The sequence below is a fragment of the Acinetobacter nosocomialis NIPH 2119 genome (genome assembly GCF_000368085.1).
GTDB lineage: Bacteria > Pseudomonadota > Gammaproteobacteria > Pseudomonadales > Moraxellaceae > Acinetobacter > Acinetobacter nosocomialis.
Genome location: NZ_KB849239.1, coordinates 1,630,538 through 1,644,239 on the forward strand (window position 1 = coordinate 1,630,538; position 13,702 = coordinate 1,644,239).

Here is a 13,702-nt window from a genome sequence, read left to right on the forward strand (position 1 = left end):
GCTTTTAACTTATTTCATTTAAGCTTTCAGCAATCAATTTTTCCGCCATTTCCTGAGTTTTCTTCAAACCAGGCATTCTATACTCGGTATGACCATAGTCTTGTATAGATTTCCAGCGTCCACCCCATGTCAGTCCAACGGACTCTGCAACTTGCCCATACAGTCGATACCCCTGCATAGCCCATGGATCACGTTCAGAAATAACCACTTTACCATTTCGTTTAAATGCTACATCTGCTGCTAAACCAAATTGATGGTAGCTCTGATAACCTTTTGCCTTGGTTGTATTCGGGTTGCCTGCCAACATATTTTGGCGCCCTGGACTGCGATAACCTTCAAGCAAGACTAACTCATAACCATATTGCTCTTTCATAATTTTAAAGACCATAAGCAAACGCTGCTTATAGCGTGGGTTCATTTTGTCCCACTTACGATTGACCATATTGGTATCTAAAATTGCACGACCATCGAAACTTGCTTTATCAATAGGTGAAGAATTAATTGCACCACTGTCTTGAGAAGCATATTGTTGTTCTAATTGAGTCGCTTCAACAATTGCCGCTTCAATCAGACCTTCATCCACTTCAGGTGGTGGTGATAAGATTTCTCCATTTAATAATGCGTAAATTTGCGGATCAGTTTTTTTTAAGTATTCGGCTTCAATCCGAGTTGAACTAATCGGACGAGTAAAGGCAAAAACTAAAATGCTAGCAAATAAAAAAAAACCTGCAATTACAATCCACCATTGTTGCAAATGCCAATGAGATTGTAATTTTTCAGGTGCAGCTGCCTGATTCATGGTCTGGGCAAATTGCCTGACCTGATTTAGTTGCCGACGTCCCTGAGGTAATAACGATAAAACAAATGTTCTACCTTTACTTCTGAGTTCGTAAGACATTAAAAATGCCAGCCCTATAGCAAGGCAGGCAAAACAAAAGAAAATTAGAAAAATCATCATGAATTTACTAATTCACCGCAAATGGACTGCGAGTCACTTTGATATCAACCGATGCTTTCGGTGTTTCCGCCTCAGCCTCTGGCTCAACTGGAACTTTCTTAGCTTCAGCAGGTTTAGCTTGAACTACCTTAGGTTGAGCGATAGGTTTTTGCTGAGCTGGTTGTATTGGTTGAGTGGTTTTAGCCACAACTTGTTGCTTAGGTGCTACCCGTTCACCTGTTAACTGTGCATCAAAAGGTGAAACACGTTGCTGAGTTGGAGCCGCATTTTTATGAGGAGCAGGTTTAAAAATACCACTCAGTTCATTTTCTTTAGGTTGCTCAAAACCATCATGGCTCATTGGATCAGCTTGCTCTTGCTGATCAACTGTAACTTGTCCATGCGTAGAAGAATTCGTCATCAATACTGGATCACGTTCCTGATCTTGATTTGACTTACTCTCAACAGTGGTAGGATCTGACGAATACGGTTGAGACAAGAACAGGAACAGTGAGATGCTTACAAACACCCCGGCAATAATACCAATGATGATATAGATTACTGGTGATCTCGACTTTTTTTTATTCGATTGCAAAACTCGAATAGAAGTTGGTTTTTCCTGAGCCATTTCGTTCCATCATCAAGGTAAATAAATTGTAATATGTGCCTGCTCTTGTGGGGCAGAAATCACATTTTGATAAGTAGATAATGCTTTATCATTTTGATTATTCAACATAAATCTTAGACCCACGAAGGTAAGCAATGCAAAAATCAATAAGAAAATCAAAATCCAGAAAAAAGGTAATTCGCGATGAATAATATTTCGTATCTGATCAGGAATTGCCGAGAACGGCGAAAAAGCAACTTTTTTACCTTTTAAATAATCAATTTCGTCACCTACTCGCGCAACCAAATGATTTAAGCTTTCGATAGACTCAATTCGATATTTACCCTGAAAACCTAATAATAGACAGTAATGGAATACTTCAAGAGCAGCCAAACGATCTTTTCCTCGGCTTCTCAACTGTTCTAATATTTCGAAGAACTGATAACCCGCCAATTGAGAACCAAATAAGCTCAATTGCAACGGACTAATCAACCAAGCATTTTGCAAATTAAAATAGCTTGGGTCTTGTTGGGTCACGATTGTTTCATCAATCAATGCACAAAATGCATATTTAGCATCATGAATATCATCTGCTGAAAACTGCAACTTTTTAGCTTGTTGTTCAAATCGATTAAGCAAATCTAAAATCTTTTCACGAAACCGCTGCGCGTCAGCTGGCACATACTGATTTCGAATCAAAAAGATTAAATAAAAACCATCGTGCAATAAATCGATCAGATTAATCGCCTGTAGCTTTGCTTGGGACTGGCTATTATTATTTCCCCCTGTCCCGATTTGCCCGTCATCAAATAAAGAAGGAGCACCTGTAGATTGTGACATTTTTCTCTCCTTTATCTTTAAGCGTTCATGACCGCAATCAGCTCAATACTGATATCTTGGAAGCCCGCTGGAACGTAAATACAAATCGTTTCTGAATCCAACATGCGCTGATAGAGTTCATGATGCGGTTCGATTTCGAAATAGCTCACACCAGAACGCACTGGAATAGCCGTTGGAACTTGAATTAAGTGGTGTAATGGAATGGCTGGTAATGCTGCAACAACACGCTGTTCAACATCCAGCGTACTACCGATTTTAAACCGTAGAGGTACAATCTGAATCAACTCGTGAGTCTGCATTGCACTGCTAGATACGGCTATATAAAGTCTAGTATCACGAGTAATCTTATCTGTCTCGAGGCTTCCCACCCAATATGAAGGTCGAATTTCTTTAAGGGCAATACTGATGTAGCGACTAGAAATAATGGTATCTAATAAATCACGCAAAATGGTGTCGAGCTGGGTAAAGCTCTCTTGCAAATTGTGATGTTTATAGGCCGGTAACTGATCAACTTCATAAGCTGTCGAAAAAGTTAATAATGAGCCCGCTAAACGCAATAATTCAAAAAACAATCGTTCCGGATGAATTTGTGGATATTGCAGGAAATGATTCAGACCAGCATGTGCAGTGTTTAAAGCATTGACTAACCAAAACGAAACGATATCACCTGAACGGAATTCAATTAATTTCTGTTCATTTTCACGGTTGTTGGTTTGAATGGTTTTAATTTTTGCCTTAATAACATTCAATGTTCTTTTTAAATTCGAAACCAATGTCTCAGATGCATCGACATGCAAAATAGGTGGAATAAATTTACGATCAATTTCAAAAGCACCTGAACTCTGACGTTTGATTTTACCTATTGGCAAATAGAGGAAACCATCCAGATTATGATCAGGATTACTGTTTGCATCTAATAATTTAAACACAGCTCGACGACGTAACAAGCTGATATCTGCTTCTGTCGCATTTGTGAACAGATCGTGGGTCTCAACCAAATGTGATTGATAACGCCCCTTCTGTGATTGATTCTGATCAATTAAATTCTGTTTATTGGCTTGTAATAATGGTAATGCCAAATAGATGACCATTTCACCACGTAAATTAAGCTCATCAAGCAGAATTGGTTCAGGTAATAAATCGTAAGCCGGTGCCTGATATATTTCACCGTCTTGCCAAATCATTTCTACCGATTCAAGCGCAAGAATATGTGTACTAAGCTGTGCTTCATCAAAACTTAATTTTTGAACACCATATGAAAACGGCACAACAGCACGAACAGTGTGATTTAAGCGTTGTTCATGATAGGTATCTTGAATTTGGAAATGTTGAGGTCTTAAAAATAAACCTTCGCCCCACAGGACTTTTTCAGCTTTAAACATATGTCTTTACCAATCTTTATTCATATTCATTTTTAGGCTGCACACCTAACATTTCCTGAACCATTTGTAATGGGTTTTCATCTTTAATGACTTGTGCCAACCATTCATGTAATGGCATTTGACTCCATTTAATGGTCTTTTGAAGCATATAACTCACAGGACTATGTGGCTCGTTGGCCTGAAAATAATCGGCTATTTCTTGTAGCACTTTCATTGCTTGCTCACGGTTAGCCAAGTGAGTTTGTGCTTGAGGCTGAAACATAGGCTGTTCTGATACGATTTGTACAGGCACTTGATTTTCCATAGATGGAGTCGTAATAACAGCGATCTGTTCTTGGGTTTGGGCAAGCCCACTACCAAAAGCCTCTGCTTTATAAATCTTGCGTAAGGTGCTGTGAATGGTTTCAAATGCAGAATCAATTGCAGCAAAACTTGGTGCATCTAATCCCATTAAGTGATCAAGCGTCTGTTTTAAAACATTCCACTCCGTTAGAACCGAAGTAAACTCTTGATAATTTGTATATTGAAAGGTTTTAGACGTATTAAAAATTGCTTGATCAAATTGTTCCAATTCAGATGGACCTGACTGGCTGTCGTACTCTTCAGTTTGCTTACGACGAATATTTTCATGGTATAGAAAATTATCGTAATCAAGTAAGTTGTAATAAGGCGCTGTGTTAGTTAAAGATACTTTCTTCAACAAACCAGGCAACTGATTAATTAAACCTTGTAATAAACCAATACGTTGGTCTAAATCATCATCTTCAATAATCGGATGAATATCCTGCCAATATTGGTTCAGGATGGTATGGGTTAAAGTTAAACTCTTTACCATACCCTCAAAGCCATTTAGATGAGTCCAGGCTTCTATTAACCATGTTAATAGACGGATATCTTTGGTTTTTTCTGTGAGCAAATTACTGACGCTCTTTGCGACAAAATCCCAATCTGCCTGTTTCCGCTCAGCAACCCAATCCCCCTGATCTAATAATAGATCATCCTCTGTTCTCGCTTTCTTTATTTCGTGAAATTCATTAGAAAATGAATAATCCTCTCCACAAACTAAGCTGTCATTAATGGGTTTAAGTAGTTCAGAAATATCAATACTCATCTAATTTTAGCTCTATTAATTTTAAACTTCTGATTTCAACTTTTTACTAGTCCGTTTTTTAGCAGGCTTCGCCACAGGATCTAGTAAATATTGGATTTCATCATCTTTGGCATCAATCATGATTACTTTCGGCAATTTTTGATCTGCTAACGCCACTAAAATCTCAGTTGCCAAAGCAGGTAAAACTGTCGAATTTAAGATGTTATCGACATTACGGGCGCCACTATCCACTTCAGTACAACGGCTAAGTAGTAACTCGACTAAATCCTCTGAATATTGGACTGCTGTTCCATATTGTTTTTCGATTCGAGCGGTAATTTTGCCCAACTTGTGTTTAATAATTCGAACTAATAAATCGTCATGCAACGGAAAATATGGCACAACTCTCATACGTCCTAAAAAGGCTGGTTTAAATTGTTTATATAAACTTGGTTTTAAATGCTCAATTAACTCTTCTGCTGTAGGCCACTCTTCAACAGGCTGATTTAAACACGCCTGCATAATTGCACTAGAACCTGCATTTGAAGTTAATAAAATTGTCGTGTTTTTAAAATCAATAACGCGACCTTCACCATCTTCTAAAGTACCTTTATCAAATACTTGGTAGAACAGCTCTTGCACATCGCTATGTGCTTTTTCAATTTCGTCGAGTAATACAACACTATAAGGATTACGGCGTACTGCTTCGGTTAACACACCACCTTGACCATAGCCCACATATCCTGGAGGTGCACCTTTAAGTGAAGATACCGTATGTGCTTCTTGATATTCAGACATATTAATCGTGATTAAATGCTGCTCACCACCATATAGCTCATTTGCTAAGGTAATTGCGGTTTCAGTCTTACCCACTCCGCTAGGGCCAACTAAAAGGAATACACCTTGAGGTTTATTTGGATCTTCTAATTTAGCCTTTGATGTTTTAATACCTTGAACCAATTGTGTAAGTGCATAATCTTGGCCCATTACACGCTCGCCCAATTTATCTTCAAGCGTTAAGATTTGCTTAATTTCATCATTTACCATTTTCCCAACAGGAATACCGGTCCAATCAGAAATAATTTCATTAATAATTTGAGAATTTACACGCTCAAAAACTAATGGCTGTTGACCTTGAATATCAGCAAGATCTTTGCGCATTAAATTAATCTGATCATAGGCTTCAGACTCATTAGAATGGCTTTGCGCTTCTAATTCCTGAATTTTACGAACTAGCTCTAATTCTTTTTGCCATTGTTTCTGAGTTTCTTGAATCTCGTTTTGTAAAGACTCTAAATGATTCTTCAGATTCTCTAATCGTTCATGGTGTATTGGAATCTGACGATGTTCATTTTCCAAAATCTGTTGCTCAAGCTTTAAGTTATGTTCTTGTGCCTTCAATTGATCAAGTTTGACTGGCTGTGCATTTTGGGTCAACGCTACACGTGCTGCCGCAGTATCAAGAACACTTACTGCTTTATCCGGGAGTTGACGACCACTAATATAGCGATGAGAAGCATGTACAGCTGTGATAATTGCTTCATCATCAATTTGTAAATTAAAGTGCTTCTGCATTACTGGAATCATTGCACGTAACATATCAACAGCAACTTCTTCGGTCGGCTCTTCAACCTTTACGACCTGAAAACGGCGGCTTAAGGCAGCATCTTTTTCAAAATACTGTTTATATTCAGCCCATGTTGTTGCAGCAATCGTTCGTAGCTCACCACGTGCAAGAGCAGGTTTTAAAAGGTTAGCAGCATCGTTTTGCCCTGCTTGGCCACCTGCACCAATAAGCGTATGTGCTTCATCAATGAATAAAATAATAGGATGAGCCGAAGCCTGAACTTCCTGAATCACTTGTTTTAAACGGTTTTCAAACTCACCTTTAACACTTGCACCTGCTTGTAAAAGACCCATATCCAAAACATGCAAATGTACATTTTTTAAAGCCTCAGGAACTAAACCTTGAGCAATTTTTAAAGCTAGCCCTTCAACTACAGCTGTTTTACCTACACCTGGTTCGCCAGTTAAAATCGGGTTATTTTGGCGTCTGCGCATTAAAATATCGAGCATTAAACGAATTTCAAATTCACGCCCAATAACTGGATCAATTCCACCATTCTTCGCTTTTTCAGTTAAATTAATCGTATATTGATCTAAAGCTGGTGTTTTTTGAGTTTTTACATTTGGAGTAGCAACTTGTTCTAGCTCAGCTTCTTCTTGTGAAGAAGTTTTAGGTTCTTCTTGTTGTTCTACACTCTTTTCACAAATCTCAAGAAATTTATGCTTCATTGAGTCTATCGGTAAAAGATCAAATAAACTCGAAGCTCTTGTTGCAATTTGATATAAATCTGGCGCAGTTAATAATGCAACTAACAAATGACCACTACGAATGACAGGTTTTTGTTCTGCCGAAGCCAATAACCAAGCTTGCTCAAATAAACGAACAATGGATTTAGCAAAAATTGGAGTACGTGTATTACCTTTTGGTAATTGAGAGATTGTCTCTTTTAAATCATCTGCCAAAGCGTCAGCTGAGATTTTATATTTTTTTAATAAAATTTTTAAATCATTTTCTAAAGACTGATTAAGTAGCTCTAAAAATAAATGTTCAATTTCAATTTCGTAGTTTTGCTGAAGAACACAAGCATTAGCCGATTTTTCTAAAGCAGTGCGCGCAACTGTAGAAAGTTTTGTAATTAAAATTTTTAAACTACTCATCATTACTCTCAATATTTTTAAATAATTTAATACTTAAAATCATAATGCCCGTATATTACCAAAATTTAGCTTTATCCGACAAACAACCTAGCATCATAATCATTAATATGATTTGTTCGATTTCTTATCTCAATATAAAAAATCTAATATCATTAAGAACATTTAATTAGTAGATATATCTTTTCAAGTTAATAGTTTAAGTGAAAAGATATATCCTCTGCTATCCTTGATTAACCAAACTTTGTTTCGGTAATAATTTACAACCACAAGATAATGAATCATTTACTCTTGCTGCTGATTTTCCCATGACTTGCATATTTGGATCTCCAGAAACAATCGTAGAAACCGTTTTATGAGCCGGACAAGTTGCTTTGTCACCTACACACGCAATTGCAATTCCATCTATTAAAAATGCACTATTACCAGAAATGACTTGTCCTCCACCTGTCGTTGGGCAACCAATCGTAATATAAGGGCTAGCCATATTCTTCTCCTTATGTTTATAAAACGGTGAACTCAATTCGACGGTTTTTCTTTCTGCCTTCTGGAGACGTATTATCTGCTACAGGTTTAGTCGAACCTAGTCCTTCTGCAGACAAATGATCAGCAGGAATGTTCTTACTCACCAAATAATTTTTAACTGCTAATGCACGGTCTTGACTGAGTTTTAAGTTTTTAGTCGCATCTCCAGAACTATCAGTATGTCCTACAATTTTGACTTTTTTACCGCCAACTTTATTTAAAGCAACCGCCATTTCATCAAGAATTTTTTGGCCAGCATCTGTGAGCACTGCACTACCAGATTCAAATTCAATAATTCGATTTTTTAAAGCATCATCAATGACTTTCTGCTCTGCCTGATTTACAGAAAGCTGTGAAAATAATTGATATGGTGGCTGTACTAAACCCTGAAATATCTGAATAGTTGGTTGTATTTCTGTAGGATTTAGCATTTTTCCAGTCAGTTCAAATCGCGTGCCGTTAACACTTAACTTGCCCTGAGAAACTTTTTTAAGATCTGGTGTAATCACTCTTGTTACAGAGTCACTCCAGCCATTTGGAGCTGCTACTGGTCGAACTTGTATTTTATCTACCACTTGGTCTGCACCATAAACAGACTGCATTTTCATTAAAATAGCCTGTTTACTTGCTTCGTTTGGCACGACACCTTCAACAACGATTGGCTGTGCTAAAGCATAATTCGCAATCGCATAGATACAACAGCCTTTTATTAATTGTGAAAGTTTAATTTGATATTTTTGATTCATTGTTATTCACCCAAAAAAGTCTGTCTAAATAGTTTTAAACCTTGATTTAAACTTAATTGGCGTTGGCATAAAGATTGTTCTAGCGTAGCTAAACCAGCATTTTGTTCCAAATAAGTATCAATCCATTGAGCTTCTATTAAAGAAACCCAATGTTTACTATCCATATTCTGAGTAAAAATATCGCTAAGAGCTAAAATATCCGCACCCTGAAAACCAAAGAATAATACTGGCTGCTCTCGATGTAACAATCCAATCAAGACTTCAGTATTATGGTGTTTTAAAAAACGACAAATGATACTGACCCAGAATGCTGCTATTTCATAACAATAAGCAGGATTATTAATCGGCAAAATTAGTACTTTATTTAAGCGACTGGTTCCATTTTGTAAAATTGGCTGCAGTAATAAACCTAGCCCAATCATACTTTGAGCTAATTCATAAATACTTAGCTTCATTAACTGAGCAAACGAATGCATTGTATGGTTTTCATAAAAACCGACACATTCACGTTCAGATAAAACTTGAATTTGATTTGGTAAATGATTGAGCTTACCAAATAATAAATCAGAATCTTTAATACCTCTTAAAGCACGATTATTTTGAAATAAATCAACTAATACATGCTTATAACTATAAGGCGCATATAATAAATTTTCGTAAGGTAAATCAATCTCAAGTAAATGACTGAGTACCATTGGAAAAGCTCGGCCTGAACTGTCTTCGCTCGCCAGTAAATTTGCAGCTAAAAACATATTTTCTTGTGGATTTGCAATAAAGAAGTCCAATGGAGGCAACGTACCATATGCCTCTTTGAACGTAGTAGATTGCATTGCATACTCCAGCGCTTCTGTAATCCACTGGTCAAGCACCTGTATTAAGGCATATTGACCCTTTGTTTTTAAGAAATCACCGCGTGCCGGACTCTTCCCATAATACAGAGGAGTTGTTTTTAATGTATGCATTAGACCTCCTCCTTTAATGTTGAGGTTACTTTCCCTGTCATGGCTTAACTCCCGCAGTTGGTTGAGTTGCAGCAGGTTGTGTTAATGCAGCAACTGGATTTGCAGGTTTTGTAGGAGCAGCAGCCTGAGCTGGTGCTTGCTGCGCCGATACAACACGGGCAGCTTTATCAGCAGTAACTTTGTCAACCAATTGCATACCAGAGTAACCGCGACTTGAGCCGATACTGCCTGAGTTACTACTAATAAGACGGAAGTTCATTTTCACAAACAATGATGGATCCGTCTTACTGCGCCAAAGCATTTCGAAACCACCGTTCTGCTCTTTACGCTGTGCACTATCAATTAAGCGGTTAATACCATATTCACCTGGCTCATCAAAAATCGTATGGGTTTGACCTTGTAAATCTACAGCCGTAATACGCGCACCAGGAATGCTGCCTTGATTTGGCCAAATAAAGTTAACCCATTGCTGTACACCATTTTCATAAGTCATACGCTGACCATCAATATCAACGGTATATGAAAGCAATTGCGGGTTTTGAATTGGGTAGAACTGGAAGTTAGACTGATTTGTTGCCGGAGCCGCTGGTGCCTGACTATTTAATTCCCCAGTTGCCATACCATTTGTAGGTGCAACATAGCGCTGGAAATTCATTACAAATTGCGGGTTTAAACTAATACCCAAATCTTTCCATGTTTTTGAAGTTAAGGTATAGCCACGACGAATAACAAATGGGTCTAAGCTCTCTTTAACAAAACGGGAAATGCTACCGTTTTCACCAAGAATTTGACCAATTTCACTACTTGTTGCTTGTAAAGAAGCGGATGAGTTAAATGGATATTTCTTAGCAAGATTTGTAGTAAATGGCTGATACGCTTGCATAACCCAAAGTTTATTAATTTCATCTTGAGTCGGTGTAATTAGACTTTCAAAAGCTTGTGTAAGAGGACTTACCACTAATTTTTGTAGCAATTGCTGATCAATTTCACTGAAACCAACCGCCATTTTTTCATCTACAATTTTTTGAGTCTGATTAAATACCGATGTCTGCTCATTTAAGGTTTGCTTAACCAATGTCATAGCACTTGGCCCAACCTCACCCGCATTTTTAAGTTCATTAAACTTACTACGCACTAAAGCAAGATTTGTCATATATTCATCAAGTAAAGATTTACCCTGTTGATCATCACGTTTACGAACCAACTGATAGAACATTTGATATTCTTGAGAAATAGCACCTTGAGCATTAGCAACTGCTTGATTTGCTAATTGTTTATCATCACGGTTTAAGACTTTGCGTTTGAACCATGCAATAAATCCTTTTTGAGGAGCAGCTAATTCTGCTTGAACAACTGGATTGTCCCAATTTGTTTCAATAGCTACACGTTCAATAAGCGTGCGAATTGGTGAATTTTGTGGCTCACCTAATACATCAATATTTTTGACTTGCTGAGCAAATTGATTTGCTTTTGCATAGTGAATACCACTTAAGAATTTTCTCCATTCCGCGATATATTCTTGCTTATAAAGTGCTGTGAGCTGCTTTCTAATTTGCTCTGGGCTACCCGAGAAAGTTAAGTCATCAGATTGACGGCTATTAAGCACCCAGTCTTTACTATCTGTAGGCTTATCTGCTGCTTCCTCAATGGCTTTTTCTACGTAGTCATTCCAAGCTTTTTGAGTAAATACACCTGGTAATGCATAGCTGCCTAACACAACATTTTTATTTGCCTCACCAACAATTTGACTTACTGTCAAAGCTGGGAAGCGAACAGCAGCACGCATTTTAATTTCGTTATAAACACGGTCACGTGCTGGCATACCTCTAATCACAGAGAGCAATACTTGACGTGTCTGATCAACTAATTGAGAGTCAGCATCCAAAATTGGGAACTGCTTATCATTTGCTAATGTCATTGCATACGACAAGATCTGTTCAGCTTCCTGAATCATATCTGCACGTGGCATTTGCCCTTTATTAGCATCTAGCCAAGAACGCCAGAAACGCGTTACCTGATCGCTTAAGTGACTTGCATCCATATACTGTGGATTACTCATCATCAAATATGCTTTTAATGCATTATAAGCATCTTGAGGGTTGGTATCTGACGGTTCTAAATATTGCTGAGTTTGAGCAGTTTGCTTAATCTCAACGTTGGTATGATTTGCTTTTAAAGTCGCTTCATTATTTTTCACACGTTGCAAATACTGAGCAATATTTTGCTGAGTAGGTGTTAAAACAATTTGTTTAACGCCTTTTAAATATTCAGCTTTTAATTTTTCACGTAATTCATTGCCTTGATATAAACCAAAACTAAATTTTAGAGGTCTATTTTCATCAAACTCGTCTAATTGCTGTAGACGTCTTTGTAAAATAAGTAGGGCTTCCAATTGAGTTGATAATTGTTGACCCGAACCCTTCTCTAACTGAACAACTTTATTTAAATCGGCTTGAACTTCACCAATAAGTTGTTGGTTATTGCGATACGACCAAACCCACACACCCAGAATAATTGAAACGCCAGCTAAAGCACCAATAAATGCAATATAACGCTGACGCTTTTTACCTGCATTTACATGCTGTTTAACTAAATCTTTATCTCTTAAAATAACATCTGAAAATAAGCCTTTTAAGAAATAACCATGGTTAGGCGTTGTTTTTAATTGATCTCTTACTTCATTTTGAGCAATTTGAGAAAGCTGAAATTCTTGTGCAATTTGCTCAGTCATTGGGCTTTCTATTACACCCTCTTGCAAGGCACTTGTGAAATAGAAACCACGGAAAACTGGTTGGAACTGGTAAGGGTTATCTTCAAAAAGTGTAGCAATAAAACTTTTTAATGCAGGTTTTAATGTTTTAAATTCTAATGGGAAGGTCATCACACTCGGTGAGATATTTTGAGAGTGTCGACGACTAAGATGGGTCGAGCTTACCCCTTTTAAACCATCGTAAAGAATATTGTAGTGTTTCTCAAAAAGATCTACAGCATTATGAGAAGAATTCTGCTCGTATGGCAGTGTTGCACCCCATGCCTGATTATATTCTTGTACTTCATAGAACTCGAAAAATTCGGTAAAACCCGCAATCAAATCCATTTTTGAAAAGACTAAATAAACGGGTACTACAACTTCTAAACGTTCCGTTAAATCTTGAATACGAGCACGTAAATTTTTAGCAAGCTTCAATGAATGTTCAGGACTTTGGCTCACCAGTTCAGCAATACTTACAATAAGAATTAAGCCATTCACTGGAGCTTTAGAACGGTTTTTCTTTAATATATTTAAAAAACCTAACCATTCTGAATGATCTTCGCTATATACCGAATAACGACCAGCCGTATCTAATAAAATACCTTCTGTAGAAAAGAACCAGTCACAATTACGGGTACCACTTAAACCGGCCGAAACCATTTTTTGATGTGTTTCTTCAAAAGGAAACTTTAAACCAGAATTATAGATTGCAGAACTTTTACCAGCGGCTGGATTACCAATAACCATATACCACGGCAACTCATATAGTGCTGCATTACCCTTCTTATCTCCTAGCTTTGATTTACGAATCAATTGAATAGATTCTTTCATTTGTTGGCTGATAAGTTGCAGCTCTTCTTTATCTTTATTTTTGCCGTACTCAGCTTGGGTATCTTTTTCTATCGCTTCAGCAAGCTCTTCACCTTGAACGGCATGCTTTTTTCGCTGAATTAGCCAATAAATTCCATAAACAATGAGCCCTAAAGCATAAGCAAATGCTAAAGCCCAAAATATATGGTGAGGAATTGAAGTATAGGAAGACATCAATGCCACGAACAATGACAAGGCGATAATTGCTTTAGGATTCGTGATGTACTGCCACAAGTAGCCTAAAATTGTATGCATTCTATTCTCGTTCTA

Annotated in this window: 10 protein-coding genes; all 10 read right to left on the reverse strand. The window is 37.4% G+C overall.

Annotation, left to right across the window (positions count from 1 at the left end; all coding sequences use genetic code 11):
* Positions 1 to 4: 4 nt before the first annotated feature.
* A complete protein-coding gene (locus F984_RS11655; RefSeq protein ID WP_002048347.1) occupies positions 5 to 958 on the reverse strand; it encodes a M15 family metallopeptidase in 954 nt (317 codons plus the stop codon).
* Between the two features lie 7 nt (positions 959 to 965).
* Positions 966 to 1,565 carry a hypothetical protein gene (locus F984_RS11660; RefSeq protein WP_004709541.1) on the reverse strand — a complete coding sequence of 200 codons (600 nt, stop codon included), beginning with the start codon at positions 1,563 to 1,565 and terminating at the stop codon, positions 966 to 968.
* A 12-nt stretch (positions 1,566 to 1,577) separates the two neighbouring features.
* The gene (gene icmH / locus F984_RS11665; RefSeq protein ID WP_004709543.1) at positions 1,578 to 2,384 is read right to left on the reverse strand and encodes a type IVB secretion system protein IcmH/DotU; all 807 of its coding nucleotides are present in this window, start codon (positions 2,382 to 2,384) and stop codon (positions 1,578 to 1,580) included.
* Between the two features lie 17 nt (positions 2,385 to 2,401).
* Entirely contained in the window at positions 2,402 to 3,766 is a 1,365-nt protein-coding gene (tssK, locus tag F984_RS11670) for a type VI secretion system baseplate subunit TssK (RefSeq protein WP_004702450.1), read from the reverse strand.
* A gap of 16 nt (positions 3,767 to 3,782) precedes the next feature.
* Positions 3,783 to 4,877 carry a type VI secretion system protein TssA gene (gene tssA / locus F984_RS11675; protein ID WP_004709545.1) on the reverse strand — a complete coding sequence of 365 codons (1,095 nt, stop codon included), beginning with the start codon at positions 4,875 to 4,877 and terminating at the stop codon, positions 3,783 to 3,785.
* Between the two features lie 21 nt (positions 4,878 to 4,898).
* Positions 4,899 to 7,583 (reverse strand): type VI secretion system ATPase TssH, encoded by a 2,685-nt coding sequence (gene tssH, locus F984_RS11680; protein WP_080631561.1) that lies wholly within the window; start codon positions 7,581 to 7,583, stop codon positions 4,899 to 4,901.
* A gap of 217 nt (positions 7,584 to 7,800) precedes the next feature.
* Positions 7,801 to 8,064 carry a PAAR domain-containing protein gene (locus F984_RS11685; protein ID WP_002048345.1) on the reverse strand — a complete coding sequence of 88 codons (264 nt, stop codon included), beginning with the start codon at positions 8,062 to 8,064 and terminating at the stop codon, positions 7,801 to 7,803.
* 16 nt (positions 8,065 to 8,080) lie between these two features.
* Entirely contained in the window at positions 8,081 to 8,848 is a 768-nt protein-coding gene (locus tag F984_RS11690; RefSeq protein ID WP_002048340.1) for an OmpA family protein, read from the reverse strand.
* A 2-nt stretch (positions 8,849 to 8,850) separates the two neighbouring features.
* Positions 8,851 to 9,810 (reverse strand): type VI secretion system-associated protein TagF, encoded by a 960-nt coding sequence (gene tagF, locus F984_RS11695; RefSeq protein WP_004709550.1) that lies wholly within the window; start codon positions 9,808 to 9,810, stop codon positions 8,851 to 8,853.
* Positions 9,811 to 9,847: 37 nt separating this feature from the next.
* Positions 9,848 to 13,687: a type VI secretion system membrane subunit TssM gene (gene tssM, locus F984_RS11700; protein WP_004709551.1), complete on the reverse strand. Its 3,840-nt coding sequence runs from the start codon at positions 13,685 to 13,687 to the stop codon at positions 9,848 to 9,850.
* Positions 13,688 to 13,702 lie beyond the last annotated feature (15 nt).

Coding starts and splice junctions, on each gene's coding strand:
- F984_RS11655 (WP_002048347.1), bottom strand. CDS start 958: ATGATGATTTTTCTAATTTTCTTTTGTTTTGCCTGCCTTGCTATAGGG.
- tssH (WP_080631561.1), bottom strand. CDS start 7,583: ATGATGAGTAGTTTAAAAATTTTAATTACAAAACTTTCTACAGTTGCG.
- tssK (WP_004702450.1), bottom strand. CDS start 3,766: ATGTTTAAAGCTGAAAAAGTCCTGTGGGGCGAAGGTTTATTTTTAAGA.
- icmH (WP_004709543.1), bottom strand. CDS start 2,384: ATGTCACAATCTACAGGTGCTCCTTCTTTATTTGATGACGGGCAAATC.
- tssA (WP_004709545.1), bottom strand. CDS start 4,877: ATGAGTATTGATATTTCTGAACTACTTAAACCCATTAATGACAGCTTA.
- F984_RS11685 (WP_002048345.1), bottom strand. CDS start 8,064: ATGGCTAGCCCTTATATTACGATTGGTTGCCCAACGACAGGTGGAGGA.
- F984_RS11660 (WP_004709541.1), bottom strand. CDS start 1,565: ATGGCTCAGGAAAAACCAACTTCTATTCGAGTTTTGCAATCGAATAAA.
- tssM (WP_004709551.1), bottom strand. CDS start 13,687: ATGCATACAATTTTAGGCTACTTGTGGCAGTACATCACGAATCCTAAA.
- tagF (WP_004709550.1), bottom strand. CDS start 9,810: ATGCATACATTAAAAACAACTCCTCTGTATTATGGGAAGAGTCCGGCA.
- F984_RS11690 (WP_002048340.1), bottom strand. CDS start 8,848: ATGAATCAAAAATATCAAATTAAACTTTCACAATTAATAAAAGGCTGT.